Source organism: Dermatobacter hominis (assembly GCF_020715685.1).
GTDB lineage: Bacteria > Actinomycetota > Acidimicrobiia > Acidimicrobiales > Microtrichaceae > Dermatobacter > Dermatobacter hominis.
Genome location: NZ_CP085840.1, coordinates 2,454,295 through 2,475,622, shown reverse-complemented (window position 1 = coordinate 2,475,622; position 21,328 = coordinate 2,454,295). Strand labels below are relative to the sequence as shown.

The 21,328-nt window shown below is 71.9% G+C and carries 20 protein-coding genes and 1 pseudogene; 18 read left to right on the top strand and 3 right to left on the bottom strand.

Features of this window, described 5'->3' with window-relative positions:
- Window positions 1-22: 22 nt before the first annotated feature.
- Together hemL and LH044_RS11610 are read left to right on the top strand one after the other, a co-directional pair.
- On the top strand, window positions 23-1,312 hold the full coding sequence (gene hemL, locus LH044_RS11615) for a glutamate-1-semialdehyde 2,1-aminomutase (protein WP_227755750.1): 1,290 nt from the start codon (window positions 23-25) through the stop codon (window positions 1,310-1,312).
- A gap of 92 nt (window positions 1,313-1,404) precedes the next feature.
- On the top strand, window positions 1,405-2,364 hold the full coding sequence (locus LH044_RS11610; protein WP_227755749.1) for a hypothetical protein: 960 nt from the start codon (window positions 1,405-1,407) through the stop codon (window positions 2,362-2,364).
- On the opposite strand, the gene LH044_RS11605 is transcribed toward LH044_RS11610, so the two are convergent.
- A complete protein-coding gene (locus LH044_RS11605) occupies window positions 2,330-3,451 on the bottom strand; it encodes an AI-2E family transporter (RefSeq protein WP_227755748.1) in 1,122 nt (373 codons plus the stop codon). The genes LH044_RS11610 and LH044_RS11605 overlap by 35 nt on opposite strands.
- A gap of 212 nt (window positions 3,452-3,663) precedes the next feature.
- Here LH044_RS11605 and LH044_RS11600 point away from each other — a divergent pair, with 212 nt between their 5' ends.
- A complete protein-coding gene (locus LH044_RS11600) occupies window positions 3,664-4,959 on the top strand; it encodes an AI-2E family transporter (protein WP_227755747.1) in 1,296 nt (431 codons plus the stop codon).
- Here LH044_RS11600 and LH044_RS11595 read toward each other — a convergent pair.
- Complete coding sequence (locus LH044_RS11595; protein ID WP_227755746.1) at window positions 4,943-5,458, bottom strand: hypothetical protein; 516 nt, start codon at window positions 5,456-5,458, stop codon at window positions 4,943-4,945. The genes LH044_RS11600 and LH044_RS11595 overlap by 17 nt on opposite strands.
- Window positions 5,455-6,201, bottom strand: a complete 747-nt coding sequence (locus LH044_RS11590; protein WP_227755745.1) for a c-type cytochrome — start codon at window positions 6,199-6,201, stop codon at window positions 5,455-5,457. Before LH044_RS11590 ends, LH044_RS11595 begins: the two co-directional genes overlap by 4 nt.
- A gap of 383 nt (window positions 6,202-6,584) precedes the next feature.
- On the opposite strand from LH044_RS11590, the gene LH044_RS11585 reads away from it, so the two are divergent.
- The 15 genes and pseudogenes from LH044_RS11585 (at window position 6,585) to nuoH (ending at window position 21,327) form a co-directional block, all read left to right on the top strand.
- Window positions 6,585-7,049 (top strand): hypothetical protein, encoded by a 465-nt coding sequence (locus LH044_RS11585; protein WP_227755744.1) that lies wholly within the window; start codon window positions 6,585-6,587, stop codon window positions 7,047-7,049.
- Between the two features lie 24 nt (window positions 7,050-7,073).
- A complete protein-coding gene (locus tag LH044_RS11580; RefSeq protein ID WP_227755743.1) occupies window positions 7,074-7,490 on the top strand; it encodes a 4Fe-4S binding protein in 417 nt (138 codons plus the stop codon).
- Between the two features lie 110 nt (window positions 7,491-7,600).
- Window positions 7,601-8,338 (top strand): selenite/tellurite reduction operon b-type cytochrome ExtP, encoded by a 738-nt coding sequence (extP, locus tag LH044_RS11575; protein ID WP_374210617.1) that lies wholly within the window; start codon window positions 7,601-7,603, stop codon window positions 8,336-8,338.
- Window positions 8,339-8,396: 58 nt separating this feature from the next.
- Window positions 8,397-9,212, top strand: coding sequence for a cytochrome b family protein (locus LH044_RS11570; protein WP_227755741.1), 816 nt, complete (start codon window positions 8,397-8,399; stop codon window positions 9,210-9,212).
- A gap of 16 nt (window positions 9,213-9,228) precedes the next feature.
- The gene (locus tag LH044_RS11565; protein ID WP_227755740.1) at window positions 9,229-10,098 is read left to right on the top strand and encodes a QcrA and Rieske domain-containing protein; all 870 of its coding nucleotides are present in this window, start codon (window positions 9,229-9,231) and stop codon (window positions 10,096-10,098) included.
- Window positions 10,099-10,219: 121 nt separating this feature from the next.
- Window positions 10,220-11,458 (top strand): c-type cytochrome, encoded by a 1,239-nt coding sequence (locus LH044_RS11560; RefSeq protein WP_227755739.1) that lies wholly within the window; start codon window positions 10,220-10,222, stop codon window positions 11,456-11,458.
- Window positions 11,459-11,463: 5 nt separating this feature from the next.
- Entirely contained in the window at window positions 11,464-12,468 is a 1,005-nt protein-coding gene (locus LH044_RS11555; RefSeq protein ID WP_227755738.1) for a hypothetical protein, read from the top strand.
- 2 nt (window positions 12,469-12,470) lie between these two features.
- Entirely contained in the window at window positions 12,471-12,992 is a 522-nt protein-coding gene (locus LH044_RS11550) for an NADH-quinone oxidoreductase subunit A (RefSeq protein WP_227755737.1), read from the top strand.
- Window positions 12,992-13,728, top strand: a pseudogene (locus LH044_RS11545) (NADH-quinone oxidoreductase subunit B); the annotation flags it as partial. The gene LH044_RS11550 and the pseudogene LH044_RS11545, both read left to right, overlap by 1 nt.
- On the top strand, window positions 13,729-14,184 hold the full coding sequence (locus tag LH044_RS11540) for an NADH-quinone oxidoreductase subunit C (RefSeq protein ID WP_374210616.1): 456 nt from the start codon (window positions 13,729-13,731) through the stop codon (window positions 14,182-14,184). It abuts the pseudogene before it with no gap.
- Window positions 14,181-15,521, top strand: a complete 1,341-nt coding sequence (locus tag LH044_RS11535; RefSeq protein ID WP_227755735.1) for an NADH-quinone oxidoreductase subunit D — start codon at window positions 14,181-14,183, stop codon at window positions 15,519-15,521. The genes LH044_RS11540 and LH044_RS11535 overlap by 4 nt, the downstream gene beginning before the upstream one ends.
- Window positions 15,521-16,156 carry an NADH-quinone oxidoreductase subunit NuoE family protein gene (locus tag LH044_RS11530; protein WP_227755734.1) on the top strand — a complete coding sequence of 212 codons (636 nt, stop codon included), beginning with the start codon at window positions 15,521-15,523 and terminating at the stop codon, window positions 16,154-16,156. Before LH044_RS11535 ends, LH044_RS11530 begins: the two co-directional genes overlap by 1 nt.
- Window positions 16,153-17,598, top strand: coding sequence for an NADH-quinone oxidoreductase subunit NuoF (gene nuoF / locus LH044_RS11525; RefSeq protein ID WP_227755733.1), 1,446 nt, complete (start codon window positions 16,153-16,155; stop codon window positions 17,596-17,598). The genes LH044_RS11530 and nuoF overlap by 4 nt, the downstream gene beginning before the upstream one ends.
- Complete coding sequence (nuoG, locus tag LH044_RS11520; protein WP_227755732.1) at window positions 17,591-20,095, top strand: NADH-quinone oxidoreductase subunit NuoG; 2,505 nt, start codon at window positions 17,591-17,593, stop codon at window positions 20,093-20,095. Before nuoF ends, nuoG begins: the two co-directional genes overlap by 8 nt.
- The gene (nuoH, locus tag LH044_RS11515; protein ID WP_227755731.1) at window positions 20,095-21,327 is read left to right on the top strand and encodes an NADH-quinone oxidoreductase subunit NuoH; all 1,233 of its coding nucleotides are present in this window, start codon (window positions 20,095-20,097) and stop codon (window positions 21,325-21,327) included. The genes nuoG and nuoH overlap by 1 nt, the downstream gene beginning before the upstream one ends.
- The last annotated feature ends 1 nt before the right edge of the window (window position 21,328 follow it).

Sequence of the window (21,328 nt, the reverse complement as noted above, 5' to 3'; positions counted from 1 at the left end):
GGACGATGACGGAGGCGACGGCGTGACCACCAACGAGGAGCTGTACCAGCGCGGCCTGCAGGTCATCCCCGGCGGGGTGAACTCGCCGGTGCGGGCCTTCCGGTCGGTCGGCGGGACGCCGTACTTCGTCGAGTCGGGCCGCGGCTCACGGGTCCGCGACGTCGAGGGCCGCGAGTTCATCGACTACGTCCAGAGCTACGGCGCGTCGATCCTCGGCCACGCCCACCCGATGGTCGTCGAGGCGATCCAGAAGGCGGCCACCCGCGGCTCGACGTTCGGCGCCCCGACCGAGGGCGAGGTCCGGATGGCCGAGGAGATCGTCGCCCGCATCCCGGGCCTCGAGCAGGTGCGCCTGGTCAGCTCCGGCACCGAGGCGACCATGTCGGCGATCCGGCTGGCCCGGGGGGTCACGGGCCGGGACCGGATCGTGAAGTTCGAGGGCAACTACCACGGCCACTCCGACGCGCTGCTCGCCGCCGCCGGCTCCGGGGTGGCCGAGGCCGTGCTCGGGACCGAGGCCCGGCCCGACTCCGGCGGCGTGACACCCGGAGCCGTCGCCGACACGATCGTGCTCCCGTACAACGTGGTGCCCCGCCTCGACGAGTCCGTGGCCGTCGTGATCGTCGAGCCGCTCGCGGCCAACATGGGCCTGGTCCCGCCGGTCGACGGCTTCCTGGCCGGGCTGCGCGCCGAGTGCACGCGGGTCGGCGCCCTCCTGCTGTTCGACGAGGTCATCACCGGCTTCCGCATCTGCGTCGGCGGCGCCACCGAGTGGTCCGGGGTCACGCCCGACCTGTGGTGCTTCGGGAAGGTGATCGGCGGCGGTCTGCCGGTCGGCGCCTTCGGTGCGACGGCCGAGATCATGGCCCACCTCGCGCCCCTCGGGTCCGTGTACCAGGCGGGCACGCTGTCGGGGAACCCGCTCGCCACCGCGGCCGGGCTCACCGTGCTGTCGCAGCTCGACGCCGCGGCCTACGACCAGCTCTCGGCCACGGCCGACACGCTGGCCGAGGGCCTCCGCTCGGCCTTCGCCGCGGCCGGGGTGCCCGCCGTCGTGCCCCGCGTCGGGCCCCTGCTCGGCGTGTTCTTCGGCCCGGGCGGCGGCGCCGCGGTGGAGCAGCCGGTCGACTTCGCCACCGCCGCCGGGCTGGTCGCCGTCGGTCGCTACCCGGCCTGGTTCCACGGGATGCTCGACCGGGGCATCGCCCTGGCCCCCGGCCCGTACGAGGTGCTGTTCCCGTCGCTCGCCCACACGGCCGAGGACGTCGAGGCGACGATCGCCGCCGCCCACGAGGTCGCCGCCACGCTCTGACCCGCCGTGCGCACCCTCGGGGCGACAGGACCGCCGGTCCAGCGGCCGGTCGCGACGGCGAGGCGGCGTGGGCGACCCGTACGCTGGGCGCCGTGACCGCCGGCGCCGCCGCCCAGCAGCCTCCCCGGTCCGCCGCGGGCGGGGACGAGCGAGCGACCTCGACCCGCGCCGCCACGGCAGGGGGCGGCGCCACCGGCGCCACCGGCGCGACGTCGGATCGGCGCACCACCGGCGCGGCCGGGCGCCCGACGGTCGACCGCAGCCAGCTCGACCGGGACGCCGCCGAGCGGGTGCTGCGCCGGGCGGTGCAGCTCGACGGCGTGGACGACGTCGACCAGCGCGTCTCGGTGCAGGCGCTCCTCGACGCCGCCGACGAGCTCGGCATCGACCGCGCCGAGGTGCGGCGCGCGGTCGTCGAGGAGGAGCTGGGCCTGCTCGAGCGGCGGCCGCGGCGGGCCGACGCGCTGCTCGGACCGGAGCGGTTCGTGGTCGCCCGCGTGGTCGAGGGCTCGGTCGACGGGCTGACCGACTGCGTCGACCAGTGGATGCGCAAGGGCCGCGTGCTGCGGCGCGCCCGCTCGACGCCGGCGGGCGAGGGCACCAGCGGGTGGGTCGAGTACGCCCGCCGCAACGACCCCGTGGCCGGTGCGCAGCGGGCGGTGCACGCGGTCCAGGGCGGCGAGCGGCTGGCCCACGTCCGCAAGGTGCGCGTCGTGGTGACGGCGCTCGACGACCGGCGCTGCGTGGTCGGGCTGCTCGTCGACGCCACCCGGAGCCGCCAGAACGCCGCGGCGGGCGGCACGGCCGTCACGGTCACGGGCGTGGCCGCGTCGGCCGTCGGACTGCTGCCGCCGTGGGGCTGGGGCGCCGCCGTGGGCGGGGCCGTCGCCTCGGCCGCGGCCGGGGCCGGGGTGATGTGGTCCCGGAAGGCCTACACGTCGCAGATCGACGACGAGCTCGAGTCGGTGCTCGACGCCGTCGCCTCGGGCGAGCGGCCGCCGTCGGTGATCGAGGGCGTCACGTCCCGGCTGCTGCGGCCGAGCCGGCCCTGACGGCCGCCCCGTCGTCGCCGACCGGCAGCTCGTCGGGCACGTCGTCGAGCACCTCGCCCGCGTCGGTGGCCCCGTCGCCGCCGCCGGCCGGTCCGGTCCGCCCCATCCCGAGGTCGGGCCCGAGCTCCACGCCCAGCGCCAGCAGGAGCGCGCCGGCGAAGATGCCGAGGAACAGCCCGACCACGCCGTAGAGCCCGAAGCCGATGATGGCCACGACGAGCGTGGGGAACATCCCGAACGAGAACGAGCGTCGGTCGATGCGCGGCTGCACCACCAGCGAGTCGATCGTCTGCGCGGCCACCGCGCCGAGGAAGATCAGCGCCGCCTCGGTCGTGCCGTTGAGGACGGCGAGCAGCGCCAGCGGCAGGCCGCCCAGGACCAGGCCCACGTACGGGATGTACGCGCAGACCGCGGCGACCACGGCCAGCAGGGCGGGCATGTCGATGCCGAGCGCTGACGCGACCGCGTAGACGGCGACGCCGACGACGAGGGCGCGCAGCGAGGTCAGCCCGAGGTAGCGCACGACGTCGCCGTAGGCGCGCCGCAGCGCCGGGCCGACCGCCCTCGCGGCGCGGTCGGGCAGCAGGCCGACGGTCGCGTCGACCATGCCGGGGCCGGTGAAGACGAGCATCACCGACAGCACCCAGATGATGAACCCGGTCGAGACCTTGCCGCCGAGGGCCGTGGCCAGCCCCGGCAGGTCGGCGCCGAGCTCGAACCGCTCGGCCAGGCCGTCGGAGAGGCGATCCACCTGCTCGGCGACCTTGAGGTCCTCCATGAGCCCGCCGAAGGGCTTGTCACGCTGGAGGTCGCGCACCGCCGACGGGACGCTGTCGCGGAACCGGAACGCCTCGTCGTGCAGCTCGCTGAACGCCACCGCTCCCAGCACGCCCACGACGACCAGCGCGGCGGCGGTCAGGGCCAGCACGGCGACGGCCGCCGGCATGTGGCGCCGCATCCGGCCGAGCACCGGCGCTGCGAGCGCGGCCACCAGCGCCGCCTCGACGAACCACATCACCGGCCCCGCGGCGCGGAGCGCGACGCCGACGCACACCGCCACGACGCCGACGACGAGGATCGCCCGCACGAGCGAGGTCGGCGTCAGCCGCAGCGTCGGCGTCGCGGCGCGGCCACCGTCGTCGGAGGCGCCGTCGGACGGGGCGACGGCGGCGCGCGACGGGGCCGAGGGCGGGGGGAGCTCGGGGTCGATCCGGCGATCCTACGAGCGGTCGATCGCCGGTCAGAGGATGGCCGGGGGGATCGACCGGTGCGCTGCCGGTGCCTCGTAGTGTGCGCCGCATGGCCGTCGAGCAGGAGCCCGCGCCCGACGACCCGGTGGCGCGCCAGGCCCGCCCGGCGCGGTCGCCGGTGCTCCTCGTCGACCTCGACTGGCGCAGCGTCGCCACGGTGCTCGCGCTCCTCGTCGCGCTGGCCCTGGTGGTCGGCGCGGTGCGCACGGCCTCGATCGGCGTCACGCTCATCGTCGTCGCCCTGTTCGTCGCGATGGCGCTCGACCCGCTCGTGGGGCGCGTGCAGCGCACCGGCGTCGCCCGCGGCGTCGCGGTGCTGGGCGTGGTGGTCCTCGTCGGCGCGGCGTTCGGGTTGTTCGTCGCGCTCGCGGGCCCGCAGCTCGTGAGCCAGACGAGGACGCTCGGCACCGAGCTGCCGCGGACGGTCGACTCGCTGCGCGACGTCCCGGTGCTCGGTCCGCACCTTGTGGAGTGGGGCGTGCCCCGGAAGGTGAGCGAGTTCCTCGCCTCCCTCCCGGAGCGAATCGGCCAGGAGGACGCCAACCTCGGCGACGTCGCCAAGGGCGTCGGCTTCGGGCTCGGCGCGTTCGTGCTCGGGCTCCTGGTCACGATCGGCGCGCTGCTCGAGGGGCCGCGGCTGGTCGACACCGTCCGCGGCGCCGTGCCGGCGTCGGGGCGGCCCCGTGCCGACGACATCGGCCGCATCGTCTACTCGGTCATCGGCCGGTACTTCGCCGGGTCGCTGCTGATCGCGCTGCTCAACGGGATCTGGGTCTCCGTGTGGGCGCTGATCGCCGGCGCGCCGTTGAGCCCGGTCCTCGGCGTCTGGGCGGCGCTCACCTCGCTGATCCCCCAGATCGGCGGGCTCATGGGCTTCGTCGTCGTCGTGCTCGTGAGCCTGGCCGCCGGCCTCGTGCCCGCCGTGATCATGACCGTGACGTTCCTGGTCTTCATGCTGCTGACGAACCACGTGCTGCAGCCGACGATCGTCGGACGGGCGGTCCAGCTCTCCGCCCCGGTCACCATGCTCGCCGCCATCTCGGGCTTCACCGTGGGCGGCGTGGTGGGGGCGCTCTTCGCGGTGCCGACGGTGGGCGCGATCAAGGCGGTGGTCAGCTACGTCCGCCACCCCGACGAGCCGCCGCCGTCGCACCCGGAGCACCACTCCCGCTTCAGCCTCCACCGGGTGGTGGCGCGGCTCCGGCACCGGGCGCGTGCGGCCGATGGCGGTGCCGCCGTCGTACCCGATGCGTCGGCGCGTGCCGCCGCCCCGCCCGCCCGAGCCGCAGCGCCCGTCGGAGCCGACGGACGGCTGCCGCCGGCCTGGTTCAGCCCGCCGGGCTGATCACCAGGCGGACGCGGACGCGGTCGCCCTCGGGCACCGTCTCCACCGCCCGGGCCACCGAGCCGTCGTCGCCGCGGAAGGTGTCGGCCGCGCCGGACACCGTGCCCCCGGGGTTGACCTTCCAGAGCGGCGAGGAGTGCGTGATGACCTGGTCGCCCTCGACGAGGGTCGGGAAGCCCGAACCCGAGGTGAACGTCGCCACCTGGTCGGTCGGCAGGGTGAAGGTCACGTCGAGCTGCGCCCGGTCCTCGGTGCCCGCGGACAGGAAGTCGGCCACGCCGTCGGGGATCGTGAGCCCGGCGAGCGCGCTGACGCCGGCGGTCGAGGTGTCGTCGAGCGGCAGCGTGGCCCTGGGGGCCTGGCCCTCGGCCGCCGTCGTCGTGGTGGTGGACGGGCCGGCCGGCTCGTCGTCGCCCCCCGTCACGACCAGCACGATGCCGATCACGACGAGGACGACCGCTGCGATCCCGAGGAGCCGCAGCTTCCAGCGGTTGCTCACGCCGGGGGCGTGGTCTTCCACTCCTCGAGGACCGCCATGTAGGCGTCGGCCTCGTCGGGGACGTACTTCGTGAGGGTCTCCTCGAAGCCGTCCTCCCACGCCTCGATGTCGAACTCCTCCTTGTCGAGCGTCGTGCGCTCGTGGAGGACGACCGCCATCAGGTCCTCGGGCTCCAGCGAGGCCGCCCACGCCGGCATGCCGCCGGCCACGGCCCTCCCGCCGGGCAGCTTGGTCTCGCCCGCCTGCGTCCAGCCGGCGGAGCCGAGCGCCACCCAGGCGATCTGCTCGGCCGGCTTCGGGAACTCCTTGGTGACAGCGGTGTCGCCGATGAGGGCGGGGATGTTGCCGCTGCCGCCGCCGGTCGGGCCGTGGCAGGTGGCGCAGTTGGTGCTGTACACCTCGGCGCCGACGGTGATCGGGCTGTCGGCGTTGGTGGGCGGGTCGAGCGTGAGCGCGTAGACGACGGCCCAGAGCGGGAGCAGGAAGAGGACCGGGACGGCCCAGTAGGGGATCTTCTTCCGGGCCTGCGCGGCCTCGACCCACGGCGGGGTGGGCTCGACCTTGGCCTCGACCGGCGCCACGGGCGCTGCGGCCGCGGGCGCCGCCGCAGCGGCCGGCGCGGGCGTCGCGGCGTCGGCGGCAGCCGGCGTGGCCGCGGCGGGCGCGTCGTCGCCACCGCCGCCGCCCATGGCGGCACGGCGCGCCTTGCTGCGGGCCAGAAGGTGCTCGGGGATCTCGGTCAACGCTGCCTCCGCCGCGTCAGGGTCCTACCGCTCGGCTGTTCTCTAGCACTCGCTCGGCGGACCCGGCACCACTGGCCGAGCCCCCCGGCGCGCGGTGCCAGCACCGGCCGCTCGGGCGTTCCGGCCCACTCTAGGCACGCTGCTGCACCGTCGACCAAGACGGCTCAGGGCAGGCGACCAAGACGGCTCAGGGCAGGCGACCACGACGGGCTCGGGGCAGGCGACCACGACCGGTTCGGCACCCGCGGGTCGGCCCCGTCCCGGATGTGCTCCGCCGCGTCGGGCCGTGGTAGACCACGCCCTGACCGTCCGATCTCGCCTGGCGACAGGCCTCCGGACGGCCGACGTAGTCTGGTGAACACCTTCACGAGCGGAGGAGCTCCGTGGTCGCGTTCTTCACGTCACTGCTGGTCGCAGTGCTGCTGGTCGCTCCGATCTTCCCCTATGCCAAGCGCCGACCCGCCGGGACCCCGATCACCTGGGGCGAGGCCATGCTGGCGGGCGTCTACATCTTCTTCATCCTCTTCTGGATCTACGGCGTGGTGCCCCACCACTGGCTGACCTGGGCGGACTCCGAGCTCAACTGGCGCCCCGACCGCATCTGGCTCGGCCCGAACGGCATCATGGTGGTGCCCTTCACGGGCTGGACCATCCAGACCCCCTGGATCCCGATCCAGGTGTCGGCGCAGGCCGTCCGCGACGTCGTCGCGGTGCTCATCTACGTCGTCTTCCTCGGCGGGCAGATGTGGATGTGGGCCTGGTGGCAGAACCGCGGCAAGCGCGCGGAGGCGGCGGAGAGCGTCGAGCCCGTGTCCACCTACGGCCGACCGCTGATGAAGCGGGCCTGAGCCAGCGAGCGAGGACAGCCCACGATGGCCACCACCGATGCGAACCCGCCGATGCCGGAGTTCCGCGACGACTACGTCCTCCAGGAGGTCGACGCGGACTACCTCGCCAAGGCGGTCAAGCCCAAGCAGTTCATCCACATCGACCAGTCCGAGTGCATCATGTGCGAGGGCTGCGTGGACATCTGCCCGTGGAAGTGCATCCACATGGTGCAGCCGGACTCCATCGAGGAGGCGGTCAACACCGACCAGCCGGGCGTCGACCCCTCCGACCACGTGGTCTTCCTCATCGACGACGACGTCTGCACCCGGTGCGCGCTCTGCGTCGACCGGTGCCCGACGGGCGTGATCATCCTCGGCAAGGTGGGCGATCCGGTCGCCGGCGGCGACCCCCACCAGCGCACCAACACGCACGGCTACGGCTACGGGATGCGGCTCGGCTGATGGGCGCCTCCGAGCACACCGCCGTGATTCGACTCACGACCGCCGATCGGACTAGGGAGTAGCCCGTGGCCAAGACGATGCAGGGCGGCAAGAGCAAGCTGTCGGACAAGATGTCGGAGCTCACGGACAACGTCCAGGGCTCGCAGGCGTGGAACTCGATCTTCCGCCCCGGTTCGATCTTCCGGAAGGGCTACTCCGACAGCCCCAGGAACCGGTCGTACGTGATCATGAACAGCGTGCTGTACCACCTCCACCCGGTGAAGGTGAAGCGGCACGCCGTGAAGGTCAGCTACACCCTCTGCCTCGGCGGGCTGAGCTTCTTCCTGTTCATCATCCTCACCGTCACCGGCATCTTCCTGATGTTCTTCTACCGGCCGACCGCGGCGCAGGCGTGGGACGACATCTACGCCCTGCAGACCTCGGTGACCTTCGGCCTGCTCGTGCGGAACATGCACAGATGGGCCGCTCACCTGATGGTGATCTCGGTGTTCCTGCACATGGCCCGCGTCTTCTACCACGGGGCATACAAGGCGCCTCGGGAGTTCAACTGGGTCATCGGCGTGGTGCTGCTCACGCTGACCCTGCTCCTGTCGTTCACCGGCTACCTGCTGCCCTGGGACCAGCTGGCCCTCTGGGCGGTGACGGTGGGCACGAACATGATCGGCTACACCCCCGTGTTCGGCAACCAGGTGCGCTTCGTGCTGCTCGGCGGCGCGGAGATCGGCACCAACACCCTGTTGAGATGGTACGTGCTGCACGTGCTGTTCTTCCCGTTCATCACCGTCATCTTCATGGCCATCCACTTCTGGAGGGTGCGCAAGGACGGCGGCATCTCCGGACCGCTGTGAGGTCGCTCGCAGTGGCAGTCCCCACCGATCCCCAGACCTCCCTGCGGGGTGAGAGCGCATGACCGAGGTACCAGAGCACCTCCTGAAGCGGGCCCAGGCGGCCAAGGAGAAGGCCGCGGCGAAGGCCGCGCCCGAGGGCGGCGACGCCGCGCCGGCCGCCGACGCCCCGGCGTCGGAGGAGGCCGCCGCGCCCACCGACAGCCGGATCCCCGCGCACCTGCTCGCGCGGTCGCAGGCCGCGAAGGCCCGCAAGGCCGGCGGGGGCGACGAGCCGGTCGCCGCCGCGGGCGGTGGCACCGCCACCGCCGTGGCCCCGGTCGCCGCTGCGGGTGGCACGGTCGCGACCGCGGGCGGTCCGCCGCTCGCCGCCGGCCCGGGTGGCCACACCCAGCGCCTGCTGACGGTGGTGAAGTCCGGGTCCATCCAGGACGTCAAGGCCAAGCCGCAGGACAAGGTCCACGTCTGGCCGCACCTGCTGATCGTCGAGTTCGTGGCCGCCCTGGTGTGCACCACGTTCCTGCTGATCTTCTCGTGGGTGGTCAACGCCCCGCTCCTCGAGCTGGCGAACGTCAACCAGACGCCGAACCCCTCCAAGGCCCCCTGGTACTTCCTGGGCCTGCAGGAGCTCCTGACGATGTTCCACCCGATGGTCGCCGGCGTGACCATCCCGGGCATGGGCATCTTCGTCCTGATCCTCGCCCCCTACATGGACAAGAACCCGTCCAACAAGCCCGAGGACCGCAAGTTCGCGGTCTCGCTGATGACGGTGTTCCTGATGTTCTGGGCGGTCATCGCGATCATCGGGTCCTTCTTCCGGGGACCCGGCTTCAACTTCACGCTGCCGTGGATCGACGGCGTGTTCTTCGAGCTGTGATGTGAGGTGAGCTGACATGTCCGGGTTCTTCATCGTCGTCGCCGTCATCGTCATCGTCCTGCTGGCGGCCTTCGCCCTCGTCGGCGCGGCCCGTCGCCGGGACGCCGACTCGGCGACCGGCTCGCTCTCGCGCGAGTCGGTGAAGCGCGACAAGGCCGCCCGCAAGGAGTCGGCCGCGCTCGTCGCGCAGGCGCCCTCCGGCAAGGAGATCGAGCGCTCGGTCGCGCTCGAGCGCCGCGGCGGCGACATCGAGCCGGTGGCCGCGGCGACGCCCGCCGTGTTCGTCCCGCCGGACCCCGAGACCTACGACGTCACCCGCCGGCAGTTCCTCAACCGTGGCGTCATCGCCATGATGGGCCTGTCCATCGCGGCGTTCGGCACGTCGATCATCGCCTTCCTGTGGCCGTCGGGCTCGAGCGGCTTCGGCTCGAAGATCAACTTCGGCAAGGTGACCGACCTGTCGGCCGACGTGGAGAAGAGCAACGGCTTCCTCTACAAGCCAGAGGGCCGGCTCTGGATCACCAACTACCCGTCGTCAGCGCTGCCCAAGGCGGAGCAGGCGTACGCCCCGGCGGTCCTCAACGCCATGAAGGCCGGCCTTGCGGTGCTCTATCAGAAGTGCCCGCACCTCGGCTGCCGCGTCCCGAGCTGCAACAGCTCCCAGTGGTTCGAGTGCCCCTGCCACGGCTCGCAGTACAACCAGGCCGGCGAGAAGAAGGGCGGCCCCGCCCCTCGCGGCATGGACCGCTTCGGCACCGAGGTCTCGGGCGGCAACCTGATCGTGAACACCGGCCAGGTCATCCAGGGCCCGCCGATCGGCACGAACACCACCGGCCAGGAGGCCGAGGGCCCGCACTGCATCGGTGCGGCCAGCGGCGGCCACTGACCGGCTCGACCGAGGGCATCAGCAGCAACTCTTCCAGGCAGCAGGCGCGGCCCCACGGGCCGCCTCAGAGGGAGCACGGTGACCGGCCCGGCCGGTGCACGAGGAGACATACGGGAACCACATGATCGTCGCAACATCGACCCAACGGGCCTTCGGCTTCGTGATCCTCGCCATCGTGGCGATCGGGTTCGTCGTGTGGTTCTTCGCCAACCTGCGGGCTGGCCAGAAGGAGGTCGGCTCCGAGATCGAGCTGGCGCCGAACCGCAAGCAGTACCTGTCCGACGAGGAGCTCGAGGGCAAGAAGCTCAACATGGCGCTGTTCTCGGCGCTGGGCCTCCTCGCCGTGATCGCCGTCGCCCTGCCGCTGTACTGGCTCGCCGAGCCCGGCCGCCAGGAGGGCGCGGTCGAGATGTACAGCGAGCTGTTCATCGAGCGCGGCCTCACCCTCTACGAAGAGGGCGCCCAGTGCGTGACCTGCCACGGCGGTGCCGGCGTGGGTGGCGTGACGACGTTCATCATCAACGACCAGAACGGCCAGTTCGTCGGCCAGGTCTCGTGGAACGCCCCGGCGCTCAACAACGTCCTCTACCGCTACAACGAGGACCAGGTCCGCTACGTCCTCAACTACGGCCGCCCCGGCACCCCGATGGCGGCGTGGGGCACCCCTGGCGGTGGCCCGCTGACCACCCAGCAGGTCGACGACCTCATCGCGTACCTGTGGTCGGTGCAGCTGAAGCCGAAGGAGCTCCGGACGCAGGTCGACGACTTCGTGAAGTCGATCGATCCCGGGCTCTACGACCGCATGGTCGAGGTCCGCAAGTCGAACCAGGACGTCGTCCCGAACGGTGACGTCGAGGCCGTGAACGCCAACCGGCTGTCCCGCGCCGACGAGCTGCGGCTCGGCGAGATCCTGTTCAACAACCAGTCGCTGGCCCAGGGCTCGTACTCCTGCGCCCGTTGCCACGTGGCCGGGGCGCCGTACGGCCAGGCCTGGCAGCCCTTCCTCCGCCTGCAGTACGGCTCGTTCGGGCCCGACCTCACCGGCGTCGAGAACGAGGCCACCGAGCAGCAGCACTTCAACCTGGTCTGGAACGGCATGGACGAGGGGAAGCTCTACTTCTCCCGCAAGCAGGGCAACCCGCAGATGCCGGGCTTCGGCGTGAACCGCAACACGGGCAAGGAGGCCGAGGGCGTGCCCGACTTCGGTCCCGAGGGCCTGCTGACGCCCGAGGAGGTGTGGGCGATCGTGACCTACGAGCGCAACCTCTCCAACGACTCCACGGTCAAGTCGCCGCTCGCCGGCACCATCGAGTCCCCCACCTTCGTCGACGTCCCGCGGGACGAGGCCGGGAGCAACTGAGTCCGATGATCAACCTTCTCGCCGCCATCCAGTTCGACCCGCACATCCGCGGCATCCTCGTGGTGCTCGTCGGCGTGGGCGTGCTGATCGGCTCCGTGTACCTGCTCCTCGCCACGAACACGGGCCTCCGCAACGGCTTCCTGATCGCGATGGCCGGCCTGTTCGGCTGGATGTTCTCCATGGGCGCGATCTGGTGGATCTACGGCATCGGCCTCCGCGGCAAGGACCCGTCGTGGGTCGCCAAGGAGATCAACTTCAGCCGGAGCGGCGAACCGATCAACGACGTGCTCGAGCAGCTGCCACGCACCGAGGACCTCGAGGACCCGCAGCAGCTGCTGTCGGACTACCTCGCGGATCACCCCGACGTGCAGGAGAAGATCGAGGCGACCGAGGGCGAGGGCTTCAAGGCCACGACGCTGACCAAGGCCGTCACCGCGGCGCCGGCGCTCAAGGCGCAGGTCGACGAGGAGCTCAACGGCTGGCGCATCCTCTCCGAGACGGACTCCCGTCGCGGCGAGGCCTCGGCCTCCGCGGACGCGACGCTGATCGCGGCGCAGGCGTTCGGCTCCGAGACGGCGTCGTCGAGCTACACGGTCAAGGACGTGTTCTTCTTCGGCGGCAAGCCCGGCGCCGAGCCCGAGACCGTGAAGGGCGAGCGCTCGACGATCTCGCAGGTCTGGCATCGGGTGCAGACCGTCTTCGAGCCCAAGAACCCGCCGCTCTACGCCGCGGTGACCGTCCAGCAGAACGCCGCCCAGGTCGTCGCACCGGGTGAGGCGCCGCCGCCGGCGCAGATCAACGAGCAGGCCGACACGGTCACCGTGCTGATGGAGCGCAACCTCGGCTACCGGCGCCTCCCGTCCGCGCTGTTCACGATCTTCACCGGCATCATCTTCGCCGTCTCGGTGTGGTTGCTGCACCGCCGTGACAAGCGCGCGATGCGGGAGCGCTCGGAGTGGGATCCGTCGGCGCAGCCGCCGGCGGTCCGCGATCCGGAGACGGTGGGCTGACGATGGGCCAGTACCTGCCCATCGTGGCGCTGCTGGTGCTGGTCGCGCTGTTCGCCGGGATCAGCCTCATCGCGCAGCGGATCCTCGTGCCGCCGCGGCCGAACGAGGCCAAGGTCGCGCCTTACGAGTGCGGGATCCTCGACACCACCGATCCGCCCGAGCGCTTCCCGGTGCGCTTCTACCTCATCGCGATGATCTTCATCGTCTTCGACATCGAGATCATCTTCTTCTACCCGTTCACCCAGGTGTACGGCGCGCTCGGCTGGTTCGGCCTCGTCGCCATCGGCATCTTCACCGTCGCGGTGTTCGAGTCCTTCCTGTACCTCATCAGCAACGGCGCCCTCGACTGGGGCCCGCCGAAGCACCTGCGCCGGTCGCAGCTGCACACGGCGCCCGAGCGCACGACGTCGAGCACCGTCCGCCGGGTCGGCCTCGAGGGTCGCGACACCGGCTCGCCGACCTCGCCCACCGCCGGCGCCGACGCGCCGGCCGCGCCCGAGCGCGAGACGGTCGGAGCCCACTGATGGGCCTCGTGCAGAACGTCCGCGACGACGGGTTCGCCGGGCTGGAGCACAACTTCCTCACGGGCCAGCTCGAGGACCTCGTCCGCTGGGCCCGGCGCCGCAGCAGCTGGCCGGCCACCTTCGGCCTGGCGTGCTGCGCCATCGAGATGATGGCCGCCGGCGGCCCGCACTACGACCTCGCCCGCTTCGGCATGGAGGTCTTCCGCGCTTCGCCGCGCCAGGCCGACGTCATGATCGTCGCCGGCCGCGTCTCGCAGAAGATGGCCCCGGTCCTGCGCACCATCTACGACCAGATGATGGAGCCCAAGTGGGTCATCTCGATGGGCGTGTGCGCGTCGAGCGGCGGCATGTTCAACAACTACGCGATCGTCCAGGGCGTGGACCAGGTGGTCCCCGTCGACGTCTACGCGCCGGGGTGCCCGCCCGGGCCGGAGACGCTCATGCAGGCCATTGTGACCCTGCACGGCAAGATCGAGACGGGCGAGATCCTGCGCCGCCGCGAGGCCACGGGCTCGGGCGCGCAGATCGTCGTCGACCAGGTCGACGGCCAGCCTGCGGACGGGGCCGCCGTTCCGGCCGGGTCCGGTCAGGCGGTCGGCACGGCGGTCCCGACGGGCAGCTTCGACCTCGAGGCCCGGTGATGTCGGACAACCCGGCGGAGCCGGGCAACAGCACCGGGGCCGAGCCGAACGCCGATGAGGTGCAGGCCGCGCCCGAACCCGAGCTCCTGTTCGGCGTGCCGGTGAGCACCTCGCGCGGCCAGGTCGTGCTGCACCCCGACCGCGACGGCTACGTCTCGCTGGTCGAGGAGCTGCGCCGCGAGGGCTACTGGGTCGCGGTCGACCTCTGCGGCGTCGACTACCTCGGCCACGCGGCCGGCCGCTGGCTGCCGCCGGGCGTCGAGGCCGAGCGGTTCGAGGTCGTCGTCAACCTGCTCAACCACCTCGAGCGGACGCGCATCCGCATCCGGCTGCAGGTGCCCGAGTCCGACCCGGTCGTGCCGACCGTGTCGCACCTCCACCCCGGGGTCTCCAACCACGAGCGTGAGACCTTCGACCTGTTCGGGATCGCCTTCGACGGCCACCCCGACATGAGCCGCATCCTCATGCCACACGACTGGATCGGCCACCCGCTGCGCAAGGACGACCCGGCCGGCCGCATCCCCGTCCAGTTCAAGGGGGCCGCGTCGTGAGCACCACCACGCCCATCGCCACCACCTCCGGTCCCGGCTCCGCCGACGACGTCGGCCTCGACGCCCTCGACGACGCGCTCGAGCGCCTGGCGAACGACGGCGCCACGCTGCACCTGTCGGAGTCCGAGGCCGAGGAGAAGGCCGGCTACCAGGCCCCGACCGCGGAGGGCGTGGGCGAGCGGATGCTCATGAACATGGGCCCGCAGCACCCGTCGACGCACGGCGTGCTCCGCCTGGTGCTCGAGATGGACGGCGAGCTCATCACCCGCTCCAAGCCGGTCATCGGGTACCTGCACACGGGCATGGAGAAGACCGGTGAGCAGCTCACCTACCTCCAGGGCCCCACGAACGTCACGCGCATGGACTACGCGGCGCCGCTCTTCAACGAGCTCGCCTTCTCGCTGGCCACGGAGCAGCTGCTCGGCATCGAGGTGCCCGAGCGGGCGCAGTGGATCCGCACGCTCATGTGCGAGGTCAACCGGCTCAGCTCCCACATGCTGTTCATGGCCACCAACGGCATGGACCTCGGTGCCGTGTCGATGATGATCTACGGCTGGCGCGAGCGCGAGGAGCTGCTGCGGTTCCTCGAGATGGTCACCGGCCTGCGCATGAACCACAACTACATCCGCCCGGGCGGTGTGGCCGTGGACATGCCCGACGGCTGGCGCGAGTTCCTCGAGCCGCTCCTCGACACGCTCCCGGCGCGCCTCGAGGAGTTCGACATCCTGATGACCGGCCAGCCGATCTGGCGGGAGCGGCTCCAGGGCGTCGGGACGATGACCGCCGAGGAGGCGCTGTCGCTCGGCGCGACCGGCCCCCTCCTTCGCTCGACCGGCTACGCCTGGGACCTGCGCCGGGACATGCCGTACCTCTGCTACGACCAGGTCGACTTCGACGTGGTCGTCGGGTCCTACGGCGACAGCTTCGACCGGTACGCCATCCGCCTGGCCGAGATCCGGGAGTCGATTCGCATCATCCGCCAGTGCATGGACAAGATGCCCGCCGGCGACTACCGCCTCCAGGACAAGAAGGTCACCCCGCCGCCCCGTGCTCGCATCGACGAGTCCATGGAGGCGCTGATCCACCACTTCAAGATCTTCACCGAGGGCTTCAAGGTGCCCGAGGGCGAGGTCTACGTCGCGGTGGAGAACCCCCGGGGCGAGCTCGGCTGCTACCTGGTGTCGGACGGCTCCGCCAACCCGGTCCGCATGCACATCCGAGGCCCGAGCTTCGTGAACCTCCAGTCCCTGCCCCACCTGATGAAGGACTCGCTGATCGCAGACACCGTCGCGATCGTGAGCTCGGTCGACCCGATCATGGGCGACGTGGACCGCTGATGGCCCGCTTCAGCCCCGAGAACGAGGTGCTCGCGCGCCGGATCGTCGCCCGCTACCCGCGCGCCAAGTCCGCCACCATCCCGCTGTGCCACCTGGCGCAGGAGCAGGACGGCTGGTTGTCCGAGGAGGCGATGGTCCACATCGCCGAGCTCGTCGACTGCACGCCGGCCGAGGTCCTGGGCACCGCGAGCTTCTACGAGATGTTCAAGCTGCACCCGATCGGGCGCTACTGCGTCAACGTGTGCACCAACATCTCGTGCCAGCTGCTCGGCGGCGAGGAGCTGCTCGAGCACGCCGAGGAGGCCCTCGGCATCCGGGCCGGCGGCACCACGTCCGACGGCGTCATCACGCTCGAGGACGTCGAGTGCATCGCCGCCTGCACCGAGGCCCCGGCCATCCAGGTGAACTACCGCTACTTCCACAGGGTGAGCGCGGACGACCTGGACCAGATCATCGCCGATGCCCGCTCCGGCGCCCTGGCCGAGCACGTGCCCGACCACGGGACGCTGGGCAAGGTCCGCCAGGACGTCGCCCCCGAGGACCTGGCCAACGTGACGCCGCCCGAGGCCCAGACGATCCCGCCGTGGATCGCCCGGCACGAGGCCGCGACCGCAGCGGCGGGGGAGGCATCGTGACCGATCGCGTCTCCTCCCGCTTCGAGGTCGCCGACGGCCACACCCTCGACGGCTACCAGGCCTCCGGCTCCTACCGCGGCTACGACGGCCTCAAGGCCGCCCTGGCCATGGCCCCGGCCGACGTCACCAACCTCGTCAAGGACGCCACGCTGCTCGGCCGCGGGGGCGCCGGCTTCCCGGCCGGTGTGAAGTGGGGCTTCTGCCCGCCCGGCGTCTGGCCCCGCTACCTCGTCATCAACGGCGACGAGTCCGAGCCCGGCACCTACAAGGACCGCGTGCTCATGGAGCGCGACCCGCACCAGCTCATCGAGGGCTGCCTCATCGCGGCGTACGCGATCGGCGTGGCCCAGGTGTTCCTGTACGTGCGCGGCGAGATGCCCCACGCGCAGGAGCGGATCGCCGCGGCGCTGAACGAGGCGTACGCCGCCAACCTGGTCGGCAGGAACATCCTCGGGACCGACTTCAGCGTCGACATCGTCCTGCACTGGGGCGCCGGCGCCTACATCGTCGGCGAGGAGACCGCGCTCATCGAGTCGCTCGAGGGCAACCGCGGCATGCCGCGCCTCAAGCCGCCGTACTTCCCGGCGGCCAAGGGCCTGTACATGCAGCCGACGATCGTCAACAACGTCGAGACGCTGTCGAACCTCCCGTGGCTCATGTGCCACGGCGTCGACGAGTACCGCTCGATCGGCACCGAGTCGTCGCCGGGCACCCGCCTGATCGCGCTGTCGGGCCACGTGAACACCCCCGGCGTCTTCGAGGTGCCGCAGGGGACGACCACCTTCCGCGAGCTGTTCGAGTCCGAGCAGTACGGCGGCGGCATCCGCGAGGGCCGCGAGCTCAAGATGTTCATCCCCGGCGGCGCGTCGGCGCCCTGGTTCTTCGCCGAGCAGGTCGACCTGCCGCTCGAGGGCCGGCCGGTCGGCGCCGCGGGCTCGATGCTCGGGTCGGGCGCGATCGTCGTCATGGACGACACGACCGACGCGGTGCGGGCCTGCCTGCGGGTCGTGCGGTTCTTCGCCCGCGAGTCGTGCGGCAAGTGCACGCCGTGCCGGGAGGGCACGACGTGGGAGGAGAAGATCCTCCAGCGCATCCTCGACGGCTACGGGCGCCCGAGCGACATCGACATGCTGCTCGACGTCGCCGACAACATCAGCCCGGGGCCGTACCCGGTGGCGGCCGACCCGGGCCAGGGGCTCGAGGCCGTGCCGTTCCCGCCCCGGCAGACGACGATCTGCCCGCTCGGGCCGTCGTCGGTGGCGCCGATCACGTCCGCCATCCGCCGCTTCCGCCACGAGTTCGAGGCGAAGATCACGCTGCGGGACCGCATCCCCGTCACCGCCGAGGTGGTGGCGCCGGCCCCCGACCCGTCGGAGCCCGACGGCGAGGGTCCCGGCGACGAGACGGCGCTGACCGCAGCAGGAGGCCGGTTCGATGTCTGAGCGGCGGTCGCTCGAAGGGCGCAGCGTCGAGGTCACCGACCCGGTGACCATCACCGTGAACGGCGAGGAGATCGTCGCCCAGAAGGGCGAGCTCGTCATCGACGCGTGCGAGCGCAACGACGCCTACATCCCGCGCTTCTGCTACCACCCGCGGATGGAGCCGGTGGGCATGTGCCGGATGTGCCTCGTCGAGATCGACTCGGGGCGCGGCCCCGCGCTGCAGCCGAGCTGCATGATCCCGGTGGCGCCCGACATGACGGTCACGACCGACAGCCCGGCGGTGGCCAAGGCCCAGGACGGCGTCATCGAGTTCCTGCTGGCCAACCACCCGCTCGACTGCCCGGTCTGCGACAAGGGCGGCGAGTGCCCGCTGCAGGACCAGTCGATCGCGTACGGCCCGGGCGAGTCGCGCTGGGTCGAGGAGAAGCGGCACTACGAGAAGCCGATCGCCATCTCGCAGACCGTGCTGCTCGACCGCGAGCGCTGCATCCTCTGCGACCGCTGCACCCGGTTCGCGGCCGAGGTCACCGACGACCCGCTCATCCACTTCATCGGTCGCGGCTCCAACACGCAGGTGAACACGTTCCCGGGCGAGCCGTTCAGCTCGTACTTCTCCGGCAACACGGTGCAGATCTGCCCGGTGGGCGCGCTGACCGCCGAGCCCTACCGGTTCCGGGCCCGCCCGTGGGACCTCGAGACCGTCGAGTCCACCTGCACCGAGTGCGCAGTGGGGTGCCGCACATCGATCGACGCCAGCCGGGACCAGGTGCTCCGCTACGGAGGGATCGACTCGGACCCGGTCAACTGGTCCTGGCTCTGCGACAAGGGCCGCTTCAGCTTCGAGGCCGTGGGCTCGCCCGACCGCCTCACCACCCCGCTGCTCCGCTCGGGCAGCGAGCTCGCCGAGGCCCGCTGGAACGTGGCGATCGACGCCGCCGCCGGCGCGATCCGCGACGCCATCGCCGGTCGGGGACCCTCGGGTGTGGCCGTCCTGGGCGGCGCCCGCCTGACCAACGAGGCCGCCTACGCCTGGGCTCGCCTGGCCAAGGGCGTGATCGGGACCGACCAGACCGACGCCCAGCTCGGCGACGGCCTGCCGGCCGAGGTGTTCGACCTCCCCGGCGCGACGATCGACGACGTGTGTGCCAAGGGCGGCACGGTGCTCTACCTGGGGCCCGACCCCAAGGAGGAGCTGCCGGTCCTGTTCCTCCGGCTGAAGCACGCCATGGTCAAGGACGGCGTGCGCCTGGTCCAGGTCACGCCCGCCGGCACCAGCCTCTCGCCCTACGCCGCGGCGTCGGTCCACCCCCGGCCGGGCGAGTCCGCCGCGGTCGTCCGGGCGCTCCTGTCGGGGTCCACGGGTGACGTCGGTGGCGTGGCCGCCGCCGACCTGGCCGCCGCGGCCGAGGTGCTCGGCGGCGCCGGCGACCTGAAGGTCGTCATCGGTCGCCCCAACCTGGTCGAGTCGCCCGCCGTCGCCCTCGACGCGGCGGCGGCCGTGCTCGACGCCGCCCCCACCGCCCGGTTCCTGCCGGTCGTGCGCCGCGGCAACACCCGGGGTGCGGTCATGGCGGGCCTGGCCCCGGGCCGGCTGCCCGGTGGCGCGTCGCTCGACGACGGCCGTGGCGCCTGGGCGCAGGTCTGGCCGACCGTCCCGTCGCAGCCGGGCACCGACGCCGACGGGATCCTGCTCGCCGCGGCCGAGGGCAAGGTGGACGTGCTGGTGCTGCTCGGCGCCGATCCGGTCGAGGACTTCCGCGACCGCTCGCTCGCCCGCCGTGCGCTCGCCGCGACCCCGACCGTCATCGTGCTCGACCGGTTCCTGACCGAGTCGGCCTCGCTGGCCCAGATCGTGCTGCCGGTTGCGGGCTTCGCCGAGTGCGACGGCACCACCACCAACATGGAGGGCCGGGTCACCACGCTGAACGCCAAGGTGAACGCACCGGGCACGGCCCGCACCGACTGGATGATCGCCGCCGACCTCGCCGAGCGCCTGGGCGCGGACGCGCTGGCCGACGACGGGCCGGTCGAGCTGTGGACGGAGCTGGTGGCGAACGTGCCGGCGCTGTCGCACGTCACGCGGGAGGCGCTCGGCGAGCCGCACAACGTCGACGGCATCGTGACCGACCTCGACGCCGGCTCCTTCGTCGCCCCGTCCGCCCCGGCGGTGCCCAACCCGAACGCCTACTCGTCCCGCCTGGTCGTCGACCGCGTGCTCTACGACGGCGGTGAGACCCTGTCGCACATGCCCTCGTCGCGGCCGCTGGTCCGCGACGGTGCGGTGGTGCTCGGCACGGCCGACGCCGCGGCGCTCGACGTCGAGGCCGGGACCCGGCTCACGGTGAGCTCGCAGCACGGCTCGGTGACCGGGCCGCTCGTGATCTCGGACCGGGTCCCCCGGGGCACGGTCGTGCTCCACCACGCGCTGTCGGTCGACCCGTACGCGCTGGTGTCGGTCGACGACGTGGTCTGCGACGTCCGGGTGGAGGTGGCCTGATGGATCCGCTCCTGTCCGGCGACATCGGCCTCAGCGCCGTCCTCATCGTCGTGCTCAAGGTGGTCGTGGCCTTCGCCGTGCTGCTGGTCGGCGTGATGGCGATGGTGTGGTTCGAGCGCAAGCTCGTCGCCGACATGCAGAACCGCATCGGGCCCAACCGGGCCGGTCCGTTCGGCATCCTCCAGACGCTCGCCGACGGTCTGAAGCTGATGTTCAAGGAGGACCTGGAGCCCGAGCGCTCCGATCCCTTCGTGTTCAAGCTGGCGCCGTTCCTGGCGCTGATCCCGGCCTTCCTGGTCTTCGCCGTCATCCCCGTCGCGGGCGACTTCTCCGACGGCCAGGACGGCGTGGTCACGATGTTCGGCCACGAGACCTTCATGCAGGTCGCCGACCCGCAGATGGGCATCCTCTTCGTGCTCGCCATGTCGTCGATCGCGGTGTACGGCGTGATGCTGGCGGGCTGGTCGTCGGGCTCGAAGTACCCCCTGCTCGGCTCGGTCAGGGCCTCGGCCCAGATGGTGTCCTACGAGGCCGCCCTCGGCCTGTCGGTCGCCGCGGTGCTGCTCATCAGCGGCACGCTGTCGACGAACGGCATCGTCGCCGAGCAGTCGGGCTGGCAGTGGAACCTCTGGATGACGGCGCTCGTGCCGTTCGTGATCTTCACCATCGCCGCCACCGCCGAGCTCAACCGCCCGCCGTTCGACCTCGTCGAGGCGGAGCAGGAGCTCGTCGGCGGCTTCCACACCGAGTACTCGTCGTTCCGGTTCGCGCTCTTCTACCTGGCGGAGTTCCTGAACACGGTGACGATGTCGGCGGTCATCGTGACCCTGTTCCTCGGTGGGCCGTCGGGCCCGATCCCGAGCGGCGCGCCGGGCTGGGTGGCCGACTACGTGCTGCCGCTCGTCTACTTCTTCGCCAAGCTCCTGATCTTCCTCTTCATGTTCGTGTGGTTCCGGGCCACGCTGCCGAGGTTCCGCTACGACCAGCTGATGGACCTGGGCTGGAAGTTCCTGATCCCGCTCGCCCTGGGCTGGTTCCTGCTCCTCACCTCGGTCCGCGTGGCCGACGACGTCGGCTGGAACCCGGTGCTCACCGGCGCCGTCACGGCGGCGATCATCGCCGTCGGCGGCCTGATGCTGCGGGCCTCGATCAGGGCAGCAGCCGCCCGCCACGAGCTCAGCGACTCCCTGGCGTCCGACGACGGCACGGTCTCGGCGCGGGAAGGGGCCTGAC

What these genes read in the sequence shown, in the direction of transcription:
- LH044_RS11555 (WP_227755738.1), top strand. Translation starts at nt 11,464, where the DNA reads ATGATCAACCTTCTCGCCGCCATCCAGTTCGACCCGCACATCCGCGGC.
- LH044_RS11600 (WP_227755747.1), top strand. Translation starts at nt 3,664, where the DNA reads ATGGCCGTCGAGCAGGAGCCCGCGCCCGACGACCCGGTGGCGCGCCAG.
- nuoG (WP_227755732.1), top strand. Translation starts at nt 17,591, where the DNA reads ATGTCTGAGCGGCGGTCGCTCGAAGGGCGCAGCGTCGAGGTCACCGAC.
- extP (WP_374210617.1), top strand. Translation starts at nt 7,601, where the DNA reads ATGTCGGAGCTCACGGACAACGTCCAGGGCTCGCAGGCGTGGAACTCG.
- LH044_RS11550 (WP_227755737.1), top strand. Translation starts at nt 12,471, where the DNA reads ATGGGCCAGTACCTGCCCATCGTGGCGCTGCTGGTGCTGGTCGCGCTG.
- nuoH (WP_227755731.1), top strand. Translation starts at nt 20,095, where the DNA reads ATGGATCCGCTCCTGTCCGGCGACATCGGCCTCAGCGCCGTCCTCATC.
- LH044_RS11530 (WP_227755734.1), top strand. Translation starts at nt 15,521, where the DNA reads ATGGCCCGCTTCAGCCCCGAGAACGAGGTGCTCGCGCGCCGGATCGTC.
- LH044_RS11565 (WP_227755740.1), top strand. Translation starts at nt 9,229, where the DNA reads ATGTCCGGGTTCTTCATCGTCGTCGCCGTCATCGTCATCGTCCTGCTG.
- LH044_RS11560 (WP_227755739.1), top strand. Translation starts at nt 10,220, where the DNA reads ATGATCGTCGCAACATCGACCCAACGGGCCTTCGGCTTCGTGATCCTC.
- LH044_RS11580 (WP_227755743.1), top strand. Translation starts at nt 7,074, where the DNA reads ATGGCCACCACCGATGCGAACCCGCCGATGCCGGAGTTCCGCGACGAC.
- LH044_RS11570 (WP_227755741.1), top strand. Translation starts at nt 8,397, where the DNA reads ATGACCGAGGTACCAGAGCACCTCCTGAAGCGGGCCCAGGCGGCCAAG.